The 12,931-nt window shown below is 73.7% G+C and carries 11 protein-coding genes; 4 read left to right on the top strand and 7 right to left on the bottom strand.

Going from position 1 to position 12,931, the window contains the following annotated elements; translation table 11 throughout:
* Nucleotide 1: 1 nt before the first annotated feature.
* A complete protein-coding gene (locus QWY28_RS19185; protein WP_300954237.1) occupies nucleotides 2-1,681 on the bottom strand; it encodes an alkaline phosphatase D family protein in 1,680 nt (559 codons plus the stop codon).
* Nucleotides 1,678-2,706 carry a zinc-dependent alcohol dehydrogenase family protein gene (locus QWY28_RS19190; RefSeq protein WP_300954238.1) on the bottom strand — a complete coding sequence of 343 codons (1,029 nt, stop codon included), beginning with the start codon at nucleotides 2,704-2,706 and terminating at the stop codon, nucleotides 1,678-1,680. Before QWY28_RS19190 ends, QWY28_RS19185 begins: the two co-directional genes overlap by 4 nt.
* Nucleotides 2,707-2,793: 87 nt before the next feature.
* Between QWY28_RS19190 and QWY28_RS19195 the strand changes: the two genes are divergently transcribed.
* The 4 genes from QWY28_RS19195 to QWY28_RS19210 all read left to right on the top strand — a co-directional run bounded on the left by QWY28_RS19195 (nucleotide 2,794) and on the right by QWY28_RS19210 (nucleotide 7,163).
* Nucleotides 2,794-4,326, top strand: coding sequence for a UDP-N-acetylglucosamine 1-carboxyvinyltransferase (locus QWY28_RS19195; RefSeq protein WP_300954239.1), 1,533 nt, complete (start codon nucleotides 2,794-2,796; stop codon nucleotides 4,324-4,326).
* A gap of 37 nt (nucleotides 4,327-4,363) precedes the next feature.
* The gene (locus tag QWY28_RS19200; protein ID WP_300954241.1) at nucleotides 4,364-5,188 is read left to right on the top strand and encodes a glycerophosphodiester phosphodiesterase family protein; all 825 of its coding nucleotides are present in this window, start codon (nucleotides 4,364-4,366) and stop codon (nucleotides 5,186-5,188) included.
* On the top strand, nucleotides 5,185-6,531 hold the full coding sequence (locus QWY28_RS19205; RefSeq protein ID WP_300954242.1) for an MFS transporter: 1,347 nt from the start codon (nucleotides 5,185-5,187) through the stop codon (nucleotides 6,529-6,531). The genes QWY28_RS19200 and QWY28_RS19205 overlap by 4 nt, the downstream gene beginning before the upstream one ends.
* A gap of 245 nt (nucleotides 6,532-6,776) precedes the next feature.
* Nucleotides 6,777-7,163: an RNA polymerase-binding protein RbpA gene (locus tag QWY28_RS19210; protein WP_300954243.1), complete on the top strand. Its 387-nt coding sequence runs from the start codon at nucleotides 6,777-6,779 to the stop codon at nucleotides 7,161-7,163.
* Between the two features lie 52 nt (nucleotides 7,164-7,215).
* On the opposite strand, the gene QWY28_RS19215 is transcribed toward QWY28_RS19210, so the two are convergent.
* The 5 genes from QWY28_RS19215 to QWY28_RS19235 all read right to left on the bottom strand — a co-directional run bounded on the left by QWY28_RS19215 (nucleotide 7,216) and on the right by QWY28_RS19235 (nucleotide 12,928).
* Nucleotides 7,216-7,749 carry an FxsA family protein gene (locus QWY28_RS19215; protein WP_300954244.1) on the bottom strand — a complete coding sequence of 178 codons (534 nt, stop codon included), beginning with the start codon at nucleotides 7,747-7,749 and terminating at the stop codon, nucleotides 7,216-7,218.
* Complete coding sequence (locus QWY28_RS19220; RefSeq protein ID WP_300954351.1) at nucleotides 7,746-8,474, bottom strand: polyprenol monophosphomannose synthase; 729 nt, start codon at nucleotides 8,472-8,474, stop codon at nucleotides 7,746-7,748. Before QWY28_RS19220 ends, QWY28_RS19215 begins: the two co-directional genes overlap by 4 nt.
* A gap of 23 nt (nucleotides 8,475-8,497) precedes the next feature.
* The gene (lnt, locus tag QWY28_RS19225; RefSeq protein WP_300954246.1) at nucleotides 8,498-10,072 is read right to left on the bottom strand and encodes an apolipoprotein N-acyltransferase; all 1,575 of its coding nucleotides are present in this window, start codon (nucleotides 10,070-10,072) and stop codon (nucleotides 8,498-8,500) included.
* A 468-nt stretch (nucleotides 10,073-10,540) separates the two neighbouring features.
* A complete protein-coding gene (locus tag QWY28_RS19230; protein ID WP_300954247.1) occupies nucleotides 10,541-12,232 on the bottom strand; it encodes a long-chain-fatty-acid--CoA ligase in 1,692 nt (563 codons plus the stop codon).
* A 123-nt stretch (nucleotides 12,233-12,355) separates the two neighbouring features.
* Nucleotides 12,356-12,928, bottom strand: a complete 573-nt coding sequence (locus QWY28_RS19235; protein ID WP_300954248.1) for a TetR/AcrR family transcriptional regulator — start codon at nucleotides 12,926-12,928, stop codon at nucleotides 12,356-12,358.
* Between the last annotated feature and the right edge of the window lie 3 nt (nucleotides 12,929-12,931).

Below are 12,931 nucleotides of genomic sequence, written 5' to 3' on the forward strand. Positions count from 1 at the left end.
CTCACGACCGGAACGGGACGTCCACCCGCGCCACCTGCTCGAGCACCGGCCGGTCCGGCTCGCCGTCGGTCCCGCCGCGGGACCACGCCAGGTGCAGGGCGCTCTCGCGCAGCTCGAGCACGGCGAGGTTGTTGTCGTACCAAGGACCGTGCGGCAGCCGCCACCGCAGCGGGCTGCGGGGCACGCGCCCGCCGAGCAGCCGCCCGGTCGGCCGCGCCGCGCCGTACGCCGCCAGCGCGGTCGCCGCGCGCATGACCCGCGGCAGCGGGTTGCGGATCGGCGAGCAGACCGCCTGCACGATCGCGCTGTGCGCGATCCGACCGCTGGCCGGGTCGGGCTCGGCGAGCGCGACGTAGCTGTGGTGCACGTCGCCGGACAGGAAGGTCACGGTCCGCGGCGCCCGCCCCCGCTCCCCCGCCGCCACCTCGACCACCATCCGGCCGACCTTCTGGAAGCCGTCCTGGAAGGCCGCCCAGTGCTCGAGATCGGCGGCTTGGCGGGCCCGCTCCCCCAGCGGCTTGAAGATCCGGCCGAGCCGGCCCTGGGCGAGCGCCTCGCTGAACGCCTCGACGTGGTGCAGCGCCGGCGCGAGCAGGAACGGCAGCGACGTGCCGACGATCAGGTGGTCGACGTCGCCCACCATCCGCTCGTCCAGCCAGGCCATCTCCTCGTCGTCGAGCATGCAGCGCAGCTCGGACGTCAGCACCCGCGCGGCGCGGGAGTCGATGACGACGAGCCGGGCCTGGGTGTCGAAGTCGCGGCAGAAGCTCCACCGGTAGCTGTCGGGCTCCTGGTCGGCGCGCTCGGCGAGCGCGTCGAGCTCGGCGCTCAGGTCGAGCTCCTCGGGCCCGTCGTGGGCCTTGACCCGCTGCCACAGCGCGTCCTCGGCGCGCTCGGCGGGGCTCAGGTTGCCCAGGTGCTGGTGGACCCAGTACGACGCCAGGCCGCCGACGACGCGGTCGTGCCACCAGTCGGTGGCCTCCATCTGGGCCCGCCAGGTCGCGCTGGTGTTCCAGTCGTCGCGGATGTCGTGGTCGTCGAAGATCATCGCGCTCGGCAGTGTGGAGAGCAGCCACCGGTTGGCCGGGTCGCTCCACGCGAGCCGGTAGAGGTGGGCGTACTCCTCGTAGTCCTGCAGCTCGTACCACGGCGCCTGCTCGGGGTCGCGGCGCTGCTCGATGAACTCCTTCATCTCGTCGCTGGTGTCGTCGGCGTAGACCTGGTCGCCGAGGAACAGCACCAGGTCGGGCCACTCGTCGTCGGCGACGCCGGCGCTGGTGTCGCCGGCCAGGTGCAGGGCGTAGGCACGCAGCGCGTCGACACCGTGCAGGTCGTTGCCGGCCCGGTCGTGGGAGACGCTGACCCGGCAGGAGCCGAACAGCATCCGCAGCGGCCGGCCGGCCTCGAGCGTGCCGATGACCGGCGCGGGGAACGGGCTGTCCTCCGGCGGCCACACGCGGCCGCCGTCCACCTCGACGACGTACGGCGTGCGGGTGCCGGGCGCGAGGCCGTCGACCTCGACGAGTGCGTAGTGGTGGCCGTGGACGGCGAAGGTGCGCGCCTCCCCCACGGCGTCGGCGGCCCGGACCGTGACCGAGGCGGCATGCTCGGTCTCCACCCAGAGGGTGGCGCTGGTCTCGTCGACGAACCGCAGCAGCGGTCCGAGCCGTAGCGGGCTCACGGCTGCAGCAGCACCTTGATCGCGCGGCGCTCGTCCATGGCGCGGTAGCCCTCGGCGACCTGGTCCAGCGGCAGCGTCAGGTCGAAGACCCGGCCCGGGTCGATGGTGCCGGCGAGCACCAGGTCGAGCAGGTCGGGCAGGTAGCGGCGCACCGGCGCCATGCCGCCGGCCAGGCCGATGTTCTTCTGGAACATCCTGCGGATCGGCAGCTCGACGCCGTGGGGGACGCCGACGAAGCCGACGGTCGAGCCGGGGCGGGCGACCGCGAACGCGGTGCCCATGGCCTGGTCGGTGCCCACGCACTCCAGGACGGCGTCGGCGCCGACCCCGTCGGTGATCTCCTTGATCGCGGCCGCGCCCTCCTTGCCGCGCTCCGCGACGACGTGGGTGGCGCCGAACTCGGTGGCGATCCGCTGGCGCGGCTCGTGGCGGGACATGACGACGACCTTCTCCGCCCCCATGGTCGAGGCGGCGAGGACGCCGCAGAGGCCGACCGCGCCGTCCCCGACGACGACCACGGTGTCCCCGGCCTTGACGCCGGCCGCGACGGCGGCGTGCCAGCCGGTCGGCATCACGTCGGAGAGCGCGACCAGCGACGGCACGAGCGCCGGATCGGGGGCGCCACCCTCGACGCCGTCGACCCGGACCAGGCTGCCGTCGGCGTGGACGACCCGCGCGTACTCCCCCTGCCCGCTGGTGGTCATGCCGAGGTTGACGCAGGCGGAGTGCATGCCGGCGAGGCAGTGGGCGCAGGTGCCGTCGCAGTGGTCGAAGGGCACCACGACGAAGTCGCCGGCGCGGATGTCGCGGACCTCGGAGCCCACCTCCTCCACGACGCCGACGCACTCGTGGCCGATCGTCGAGCCTTCCGTGATCGGGTTCTCCCCGCGGTAGGGCCACAGGTCCGAGCCGCAGATGCAGGAGGAGGTCACCCGCACGATCGCGTCGGTGGGCTCGAGGATGGTGGGGTCGGGGACCTCGGTGAACCGGATGTCCCGCGGTCCGTGGATCGTCGTGGCGCGCATGACGCCATCCTGCACCCCGGGCGGGCGGCCGACACGCCGCCGGCGGAGGGAATGGCGTTATCTCACATGTGAGTTACCGTGGACGACATGACCCAGACCCAGGACTACAAGGGCCGGATCGGCAACCTCATCCGGGACGCCCGCAAGCACCGGGGGCTGACCCAGCACCAGCTGGCCGACCTGCTCGCGACCAGCCAGAGCGCGATCAACCGGATCGAGAAGGGCCAGCAGAACCTGTCGCTGGAGATGATCGCCCGCATCGGCGCGGCCCTCGACTCCGAGATCGTCGCCCTCGGTGCCGGCCCCACCCACCTGCGCGTCACCGGACCCACCACGCTCTCGGGCCGCATCGACGTCAAGACCTCCAAGAACGCCGGCGTCGCGCTGCTGTGCGCCTCGCTGCTCAACCGGGGCCGTACGACGCTGCGCAAGGTCGCGCGGATCGAGGAGGTCAACCGCCTGCTCGAGGTCCTCCAGAGCCTCGGCGTGCAGACCACCTGGCTCAACGCCGACAACGACCTGGAGATCGTGCCGCCGCGCGAGCTCGAGCTCGGTGCCGTCGACGAGGTCGCCGCCCGACGCACCCGCTCGATCATCATGTTCCTGGGCCCGCTGCTGCACCGCGCGGACGCCTTCGAGCTGCCGTACGCCGGCGGCTGCGACCTCGGCACCCGCACCGTCGAGCCGCACATGGCCGCGCTGCGCCCCTTCGGCCTCGAGGTCAAGGCGACCGACGGGTCCTACCACGCCCAGGTCAACCGCTCCATCGAGCCGGGCCGGCCGATCGTGCTGACCGAGCGCGGCGACACCGTCACCGAGAACGCCCTCATGGCGGCCGCCCTCCACCCGGGCACGACCGTCATCCGCAACGCGTCGTCGAACTACATGGTCCAGGACCTCTGCTTCTACCTGCAGAAGCTCGGCGTGCAGGTCGACGGGATCGGCACCACGACGCTGACCGTGACCGGGCTCAGCGAGATCGACGTCGACGTCGACTACGCCCCCAGCGAGGACCCGATCGAGGCGATGTCGCTGCTGGCCGCCGCGATCGTGACCCAGTCCGAGATCACCATCGAGCGCGTCCCGATCGAGTTCCTCGAGATCGAGCTGGCGCTGCTGGAGGAGATGGGCTTCTCCTACGACCGCTCCGAGGAGTACGTCGCCCTCAACGGCCAGACCCGGCTGGTGGACATCACCACCCACCCGTCGGTGCTGCACGCCCCGCTCGACAAGATCCACCCGATGCCGTTCCCGGGCCTCAACATCGACAACCTGCCGTTCTTCGCGGTCATCGCCGCGGTCGCCACCGGCCAGACGCTGCTGCACGACTGGGTCTACGAGAACCGCGCCATCTACCTCACCGACCTCAACAAGCTCGGCGGACGGGTCAAGCTGCTCGACCCGCACCGGGTGATGATCGAGGGGCCGACGTCGTTCTCCGGCGCCGAGCTCATCTGTCCCCCGGCGCTGCGCCCCGCGGTGGTCATCCTGCTCGCGATGCTCGCCTCCAAGGGCACCTCGGTGCTGCGCAGCACCTACGTCATCCACCGCGGCTACGAGGACCTCGCCGAGCGGCTCAACCTGCTGGGCGCCAACATCGAGTCGTTCCGCGACATCTGACCCGCGTGCGGTCACCGGGGCCAGCCATACTGCTCCGGTGACCGCACCTCCGACCGGGTTCGCCTACCTCGACGAGGTGCTGGCCACGCCGGGCGCGGTGCTCGCCTTCGCCCACCGCGGCGGGGCCTACCACCCCGAGATCGAGGGGCTGGAGAACACCCGCGCCGCCTTCACCCACGCGGTCGGCCTGGGCTACGACTACCTCGAGACCGACGTCCACGTCACCGCCGACGGGGTGCTGCTGGCGTTCCACGACGCGGTGCTGGACCGGGTGACCGACGCCCGCGGTGCCATCGGCGACCTGACGTACGCCGAGGTGCGCCGCGCGCTGGTCGGCGGACGCGAGCAGGTCCCCACCCTGGCCGAGCTGGTGGCGGCGTTCCCGCGCGCGCGGTTCAACGTGGACCTGAAGTCCGACCGGGCCGTCGACGCGCTGGCGGCGTTCGTCGAGGAGCACGCCGCCCACGACCGGCTGCTCGTCGGGTCCTTCGTGCAGGCGCGGACGCGGCGCTTCCGCGAGCTGACCGGCGGCCGGGTGGCGACCGCCGCGACCCCGGCGGAGATCCTCGCCTTCCGGCTCCTGCCCAGCGGCCGGCTGGCCGACCTGGTCACCCGCCGACGGGTCGCGGCGCTCCAGGTGCCGCACCGCCGCGGGCGGTGGGTCGTCGCCACGCGCGGCCTCGTCCGGCGCGCGCACGCGGCGGGCAAGCACGTCCACGTCTGGACGATCGACGCGCCCGAGGAGATGGAGCTGCTCCTCGACCGGGGCGTCGACGGGCTGATGACCGACCGCACCGACCTGCTCAAGGACGTCCTGGTCCGCCGTGGACAGTGGCGTGGACAGTGGAGGCAACGACCGTGACCCCGACCCCGATCGCCGACCTCGAGCCGCTCAACCGGGCCCGCGAGCAGCGCGCCTGGTACTGGTACGACTGGGCCAACAGCGCCTTCGCCACGACGGTCGCGGGCGTGCTCTTCGGGCCCTACCTGATCGCGGTCGCCGAGGAGGACGCGGTCGGCGACCGCGTGTCCCTGCTGGGCCTCAGCCTGGCGCCCGGGTCGCTGCCGGCGTACGTCATCACCGCCTCGACGCTCATCGCCGCGGTCCTGCTCCCGCTGCTCGGCGCGGTCGCGGACCGCACCGCCCGCAAGAAGGACCTCCTCGCGGGCTTCGCGTGGGCCGGCGCCGCGGCCGGTGCGCTGCTGTTCTTCGTCACCGAGGACACCTGGGAGCTCGGCGTCGCGGCGTTCCTCGTCGCCAACGTCTGCTTCGGCGCGGCGGCCGTCGTCAACGACGCGATCCTCGTGCAGATCTCGACCGAGGCCGAGCGCGACCGGGTCTCCTCGCGCGGCTGGGCGTTCGGGTACGCCGGCGGCGGCCTGCTCCTGGCGGTGAACTTCGGCGTGGTCACCGCCCACGACACCCTCGGCCTCACCGAGGGGATGGCGGTGCGGCTGAGCATGCTCTCGGCCGTCGTGTGGTGGGCCGGCTTCACGCTCATCCCCTGGGCGAGGCTGCGCAACCACCCGGTCGACGTGGAGCCCCTCGAGGGCGGGGTCCTCGAGCGCAGCTTCGGGCAGCTGTGGGTGACGCTGCGCGAGCTGCGGAGCTACCCGGTGGCCGTGACCTTCCTGCTGGCCTACCTGTTCTTCAACGACGGCATCCAGACCGTCATCGGCCAGGCCGCGGTGTACGGCGAGGAGGAGCTCGGCTTCGAGACCGGCACCGTGCTCGGCACCTACCTGCTCGTGCAGGTCGTCGCGATCTTCGGGGCCCTGCTCTTCGGCCGCGCCGCGGGCCGGGTCGGTGCGAAGAAGGTGATCCTCGGCGGCCTGGTGGTCTGGGGGCTGATCGTCACCGCCGCCCTGTTCATCCCCGACGGCGCGCTCGTGCCGTTCCTCCTCCTCGGCGCCGCGATCGGCGTGGTCCTGGGCGGCACCCAGGCGCTGGCCCGGTCCTACTTCTCGCTGTTCGTCCCCCGTGGCAAGGAGGCGGAGTACTTCAGCTTCTACCACGCCATGGAGCGCGGGACCTCCTGGCTCGGGGCGCTCGTCTTCGGGCTCGTCTACCAGTTCAGCGACTCCTACCGGCCGGCGATCTTCGCGCTCATCGCGTTCTTCGTCGTCGGTGGGCTGCTGCTGATGCGTGTCGACACCGCCCGCGGCATCCGCGATGCCGGCAACGAGATGCCACGCGTCGTCTGAATCCTCGCGGACCCGCTGGAGCTCACGGCTCCCGTCGCGCACAGGCACCCCGAGGAGGGAATCCGCACGGGGCGCGGCACCGAACCACCAGCGCCCGGGCAGGCCGGTGTCAACGCCGAGGGGTTGGGCACCGGAGTGACGGACGCCGCTCGATTGTCGGAATCTTGGGCGGCTCAGTACCGTTGAACACTTCGAGTGTCAATGGCCGATATCAGGCAGCGAGCATCAGATAGAGGAGGCGTCTCATGGCAGAGCGCACACTTCGTGGAGCGCGGCTCGGAGGCCAGAGCTTCGAGGACGAGCGCGGCATCGAGTTCGCCGCCCGCCAGCAGGTCGGGTACCGCTGCAAGCAGGGCCACGAGTTCGAGATCACGATGTCGGTCGAGGCGGACATCCCGGCGGTCTGGGAGTGCCCGCGCTGTGGCGCCGAGGCCCTGAGCACCGCCGGCATCCTCCCCGAGGAGAAGGCCGAGAAGCCGGCCCGCACGCACTGGGACATGCTGCTCGAGCGCCGCTCGGAGAAGGAGCTCGAGGACATCCTCAAGGAGCGTCTCGAGCTGCTGCGCGGCGGCGAGATCGGCCCGGCGCACCTGCACCGCGCCAACGCCAAGAAGCGCAAGGCCACCGCCTAAGCCCCGCCCGCGGCGGCAGGACCGGCCCCGCACCGCGGGCCGCCTGCTCGCGCTAGGGCTCGTCGACCACGTCGCCCCGGACCACCTCTGGTCCGGGGCGTCCGTCGTTCCGAGGGCCCCCCGACGTACGCCGGAAGCCGGACGCGCCGAAGCCGGGCGTGCCGGGGCCGACGACGACCAGCCGGCGCGCCACGACGGAGGTCAGCAGCCTGCGGAAGAACGGCCGCGTCAGGGGCAGGATGAGCAGGATGCCGAAGGCGTCGGTGACGAAGCCGGGGCTGAGCATCAGCGCCCCGCCGAGCAGCACCAGCGCGCCGTCGGCGATCTCGCGGGCGGGCATCCGTCCGGAGGCGAGCGTCGTGCGCAGCGCGGCCCACGCGCGGGCGCCCTCGCGCTTGATCAGCCAGCTGCCGAGGATGCTGTCGAGGACGAGCAGGCCGACGGTCCACCAGGCGCCGATGACCTGGCCGACCTGGATCAGCACGTAGATCTCGGCCACCGGCATGACCACGAACAGCACGAGCAGCAGCCACGTCCAGCGCCGCCGCGGGGGCGCGGCGCCCGGGTGGCCCGACCGGGCGCTCATGCGCGCCTCCGCCGCCACGCGCGCCGCAGCTGGGCGCGGCGCTCCGCCAGGCCCCACTGGGTGATCCGCAGCAGCGACTCGGCGGCCACGGAGCCGCTCATCTTGGAGTCGCCGCGCTCGCGCTCGACGAACTCGATCGGCACCTCGAGGACCGTGAGACCGGCGGCGAGCGTCCGGGCGACGAGATCGGTCTGGAAGACGTACCCGGTCGACCGCACGGCGGCGAGGTCGATCTTCTCCAGCGTCTGGCGGCGGAACAGCCGGTAGCCGGCGGTCGCGTCGCGGACCGAGACGCCCAGCAGCAGCCGCACGTAGAGGTTCCCGCCGCGCGAGAGCGCCTCGCGGCGCCGGGGCCAGTTGACCACCGACCCGCCGGGCACCCAGCGCGAGCCGATCACGAGGTCGGCGGACTCGAGCGCGTCGAGCAGCCGGTGCAGCTGCTCGGGCTGGTGGGAACCGTCGGCGTCCATCTCTCCCACGACGTCGTAGCCGCGCTCGAGCGCCCAGGCGAAGCCGGCGAGGTACGCCGCGCCGAGTCCGCCCTTGCCGGTGCGGTGCAGCACGTGGACGTGGTCGTCCTCGGCCGCGATCCGGTCGGCGATCTCACCGGTCCCGTCGGGCGAGGAGTCGTCGACGACGAGGACGTCGACGTCGGGCTCGGCGGTCCGCAGTCGCCCGATGATCCAGGCGATGTTCTCGGCCTCGTCGTAGGTCGGGACGACCATGACCACGCGGCCCCGTGGCTCGCTCACCGCACGTACCCCTGCTCCTCGCTCTCCCGGACGGCCCCTGGGTCCGTCGCCGGCTCCTCCGTGGCGACGGAGGTGGTCGTCCCCCGGCGCCGACGATACGTGAGCACGGCGACGAGCAGGCCGACACCGGTGAGGACGGCGGCGGCGCGTCCGACCCACGGCCCGACGAGCACGCCGGGCGTGGTGCCCGACCAGAGGCCGACCTCGGCGGAGAGCACCTCCTGGGTGCGCGGCGCCGCGCTGGTGACGACCTCGCCGTCGGGCGTGATGATCCCCGAGACGCCGTTGGTCGCGGCGACGACCACGGTGCGCCCGGTCTCGATCGCCCGCAGCCGGGTGATCGCGAACTGCTGGTCGATCTGGTCGGTCTCGATGAAGGTCGCGTTGCTGGTCTGCACCGTCAGCAGCTCGGCGCCGTTGCGCACCTGCGCGTGCAGGCCGTCGTCGTAGGCGACGTCGAAGCAGATCGCGTCCCCGACGGCGGTGCCGGCGATCCGCAGCGGCGTCTCGCGGGTGCCGCTCATCATGTCGCGCGGGATCATCGCCAGCCGGCCGAACTGGCCGGTGAAGAACTCCCGGAACGGGATGTACTCGCCGTACGGCACGGGGTGCCACTTGGTGTACCGCTCCCCCGGACCCGTCACCGGGTCCCACACGATCCCCTGGTTGAGCACGTTGGTCTGTCCGGCGTCGACGATCGCGCCGACGAGCACGGGCACCCCGATCGCGGCGACGGCGCGGCGGATCCCCGCGTTGGTCGAGGCGTCGGCGAAGGGGTCGACGGCCGTGGAGTTCTCCGGCCACACCACGAAGTCCGGGCGGTCGGCCTCGCCGGCCTCGACCCGCGCGGCCAGCTCCTCGGTGGCCTCGACGTGGTTGTCGGTGACCCCGCGGAAGTCGTAGAGGATGTCGTTGCCCGGCCCGGGCACGTCGCCCTGGACGGCGGCGACGATGACGGTGCGGTCGGTCTCGACGGAGTACGGCGCCACGGCCGGCAGCAGGGCGAGCAGCGCGGCTCCGGCGAGCGCGCCGCCGGCCACGAGCGCCCGCCGGTCGCGCGCCCGGGCCAGCGCGAGCACGAGCGCGGCGAGCAGGGTGCCGAGCAGCGCCAGGAGCAGGCTGGTGCCGACCATGCCGACGTAGGCCAGGGAGGGCGCGGCGGGCGTGTCGGCGACCGCGAACGCGAGCCGGCCCCACGGCATGCCGCTGAAGGGCCAGCCGCTGCGCCAGACCTCCATCGTCACCCAGGCCGCCGCCAGCCACAGCGGCCACGCGGGGAGCCGGTGGAGGTACGCCGCGGCGGCGCCGAGCAGGCCGTAGAACAGCGCCTCGACGCCGGCGAGCGCGAGCCAGGCGTCGGTGCCGACCGCGGTCATCCAGTGGATGTGGGGGAAGTAGAACGCGACGCCGAAGACCAGCCCGACCACGAAGCCCGAGCGGGCCCGCAGCCCGCGGGTCGCGAGGGCGTAGCCGGCGACGGCGACCGGCACGACGTACGCCGCGGCGACGGGCTCGAAGGCCAGCGCCAGGAGGAGGCCGGCCACGAGGGCGACGAGGCACCGCTTCAGCACGAGGACGACCGTATCCGGCGCTCCCCCACCGGCCGCACCCGGCAGCGGAGCGCCCCCGAACCCCTTCGGGCCATCCCGACCACCGCTGGGTGCCGGCGCCGGGAAGTTGTCTAGGGGGGTCGGGGGCTGCTCCGCGTCTGCCCGCGTGGGGCGGACCGACCTCCGCGAACAAGGCCGGAGCGGTGTTGGGCACCACACCCCCCGGCCCGGTCACTCGGACGTCGGTCCGCGGCCACGGTGTGCCTGGGCGGACGGGACACACTCACCGGCGGCACGGGGCAGTGTCAACCGGGCGCTGACCTGCGACGACGCGCGTTCCAGCAGGTCAGCGGCAGGTCATCCTCCTCCGACTTCGGCAAGAAATCTTCACCCCTTCGGCGTGTCGTCCCCGCGACACGCCCGGGCACGCCGGAGAGGGCGCCGACTGGTCCAGAACCGGTGTCCAGTCCAGTGCGCTGGTCCGGTCCGCTAGTCGGGTGCGGTGTCCCGGACCAGCGCCTGGACCTCGCGGCGCAGCACCTTGCCCATCGGGTTGGTCGGCAGCTCGTCGAGGACGACGAAGCGGCGCGGCACCTTGTACGGCGTCAGCGCGCGGCGGGCGTGCGCCTCCAGCGCGGCCGGGTCGGGGGTCCGGCCGGGCTCGGCGACGACGGCGGCGACGACCTCCTCGCTGCCCGAGCCGGCCTGGGCGACGCCGACGACCGCGGCATCCGCGACGTCGGGGTGGCTGCGCAGGGCGGCCTCCACCTCGCTCGGGTAGACGTTGAAGCCGCCGGTGATGATCAGCTCCTTGACCCGGTCGACCACCGTCAGGAAGCCGTCCTCGCTCATCGTGACCACGTCGCCGGTGCGGAACCAGCCGTCGTGGAAGGCGGCCGCGGTCTCCTCCGGCCGGCCGCGGTAGCCGGAGAACACCTGCGGCCCCCGGACGAGCAGCTCCCCCGGCTCGCCCAGGGGTACGTCGCGTGCCGGGTCGTCCCGGTCGGCGACCCGCACCTCGACGTCGGGGAACGGCACACCGATCGCGCCCGGCCGCCGCTTCGGCGACATCGGGTTGCCGACGACGACCGGTGAGGTCTCGGTCAGCCCGTAGCCCTCGACCAGCAGCCCGCCGGTGGCGGCCTCCCAGCGCTCGACGAGGTCGGCGGGCAGCGGCATGGCGCCGGACAGCGCGTACCGGATCCCCCGCAGCGACGTCCCGCGCCGCTCGGCCTCCTCCGCGATCCGCCGGTAGAGCGGCGGCACGGCCGGGACGAACGTCGGGACCCGGCGGCGCACCGCGTCGAGCACGAGGTCCACGTCGGGCTTGGGCAGCAGCACCAGCCGCGCACCGAGCAGCACGCCGGCGAGCAGCGAGATGGTGATGCCGTAGGCGTGGAACAGCGGCAGCGCGACGAGGAAGGTCTCCTCGCCCTCGCGCAGCCCCGGCACCCACGCGCGGCCCTGGACGCAGTTGGCCATCAGGTTGCGGTGCCGCAGCTCGGCGCCCTTCGGCGCGCCGGTGGTCCCGGAGGTGTAGAGCACGAGCGCCACGTCGTCCGGCGCGGGTCGCGGGTGGTCCGCGGCCAGGGGCGGCGCGGCGACCAGCTCCGACCACGGCACGGCGCCGGGCGCGGGCGCGGTGAGCTCGGCGCGCGCGGAGCGGGCCTTGGCGACCGGCAGCCGGAGGGCGAGCCGCTTGGCGAGCGGCAGTGCGGCGGTGAGGTCGACGGCCACGACGTGCTCGATCGCGGAGTCCTCGCGCAGCGCGCCGACGACGGGGGCGACCTTGTCCCAGACGACGGCCACGCGCGCGCCGTGGTCGCGGAACGGCCCGCGCAGCTCCTCGGCGGTGTACAGCGGGTTGTGCTCGACGACGACCGCGCCGAGGCGCAGCACCGCGTAGAACGCCACGACGTGCTGCGGGCAGTTCGGCATCAGCAGCGCCACCGGGTCGCCCGGGCCGACCCCGAGGCGCCGCAGCCCCTCGGCCGCGCGCTCGACCTGGCCGGCCAGCGCGGCGTACGTCGTCTCGCGGCCGAGGAAGTCCAGCGCCACGGCGGCCGCGTGCCGCTCGACGGTCAGCGCGAGCTGGTCGACCAGGGACCGGTCGGGGTGGTCCAGGCGGAGCGGCACGTCCGGGGCGTAGGAGTCGGCCCAGCGTGGGGCGTCGGTCGTCACTGCGGTCCTCCTGGTGGGTCGGGGCGCCGTCACGCTACGCCGCGGCCGGGACGTCCCGGAGCCGGCCGCCGGACCGCCCGCTCGGGGTGCGGCCGGGGCCACACCCGGCCTGCTCCACGGCTCTCAGGCGCGGACGCCGAGCAGCTGGCGGGCCATGGCGGCGTACAGGTCGGCGAGCTCGGTGAGGGGGATCGGGCCGGCCGGGTCGTACCACCGGGCGACGCCGCTGCACATCTCCAGCAGCGCCCGGCGGGCCACCGCGGGCGAGCCGACGGCGAAGGCGCCGGCGGCCGCCCCTGCGTCGATGGCGTCCTGCCAGACCCGCTCGTAGCGGTCGCGCAGGGCGACCACCTCCGCGCGCGTCTCCCCGGTCAGCGCGGCCAGCTCGCCGTCGACGACGCGGGTCTCGCGGGGGCGCTCGGCGTGGCTGACGACGTGCGCCCGGACCAGGGCCTCCACCCGCGCGACCGGGTCCGCGTGCGCCGCGGCGGCGGCCTCGGCGTCGGCGAGCAGCCGCTCGAGGCACGCGCGCATGATCGCCGCGAGCAGGTCCTCCTTGGTGCCCATGTAGTGGTAGAGCGAGGCCGAGGAGAGCCCGGCGCGCTCGGCGAGCTGCCGGATGCCCACGCCGTGGAACCCGCGGTCCGCGAAGAGGTCCAGCGCCGCCTCCCGCACCCGCTCCGCCGCTCCCGCCACGCT

It is taken from the genome of Nocardioides oceani, from assembly GCF_030412965.1.
Taxonomy (GTDB): domain Bacteria; phylum Actinomycetota; class Actinomycetes; order Propionibacteriales; family Nocardioidaceae; genus Nocardioides; species Nocardioides oceani.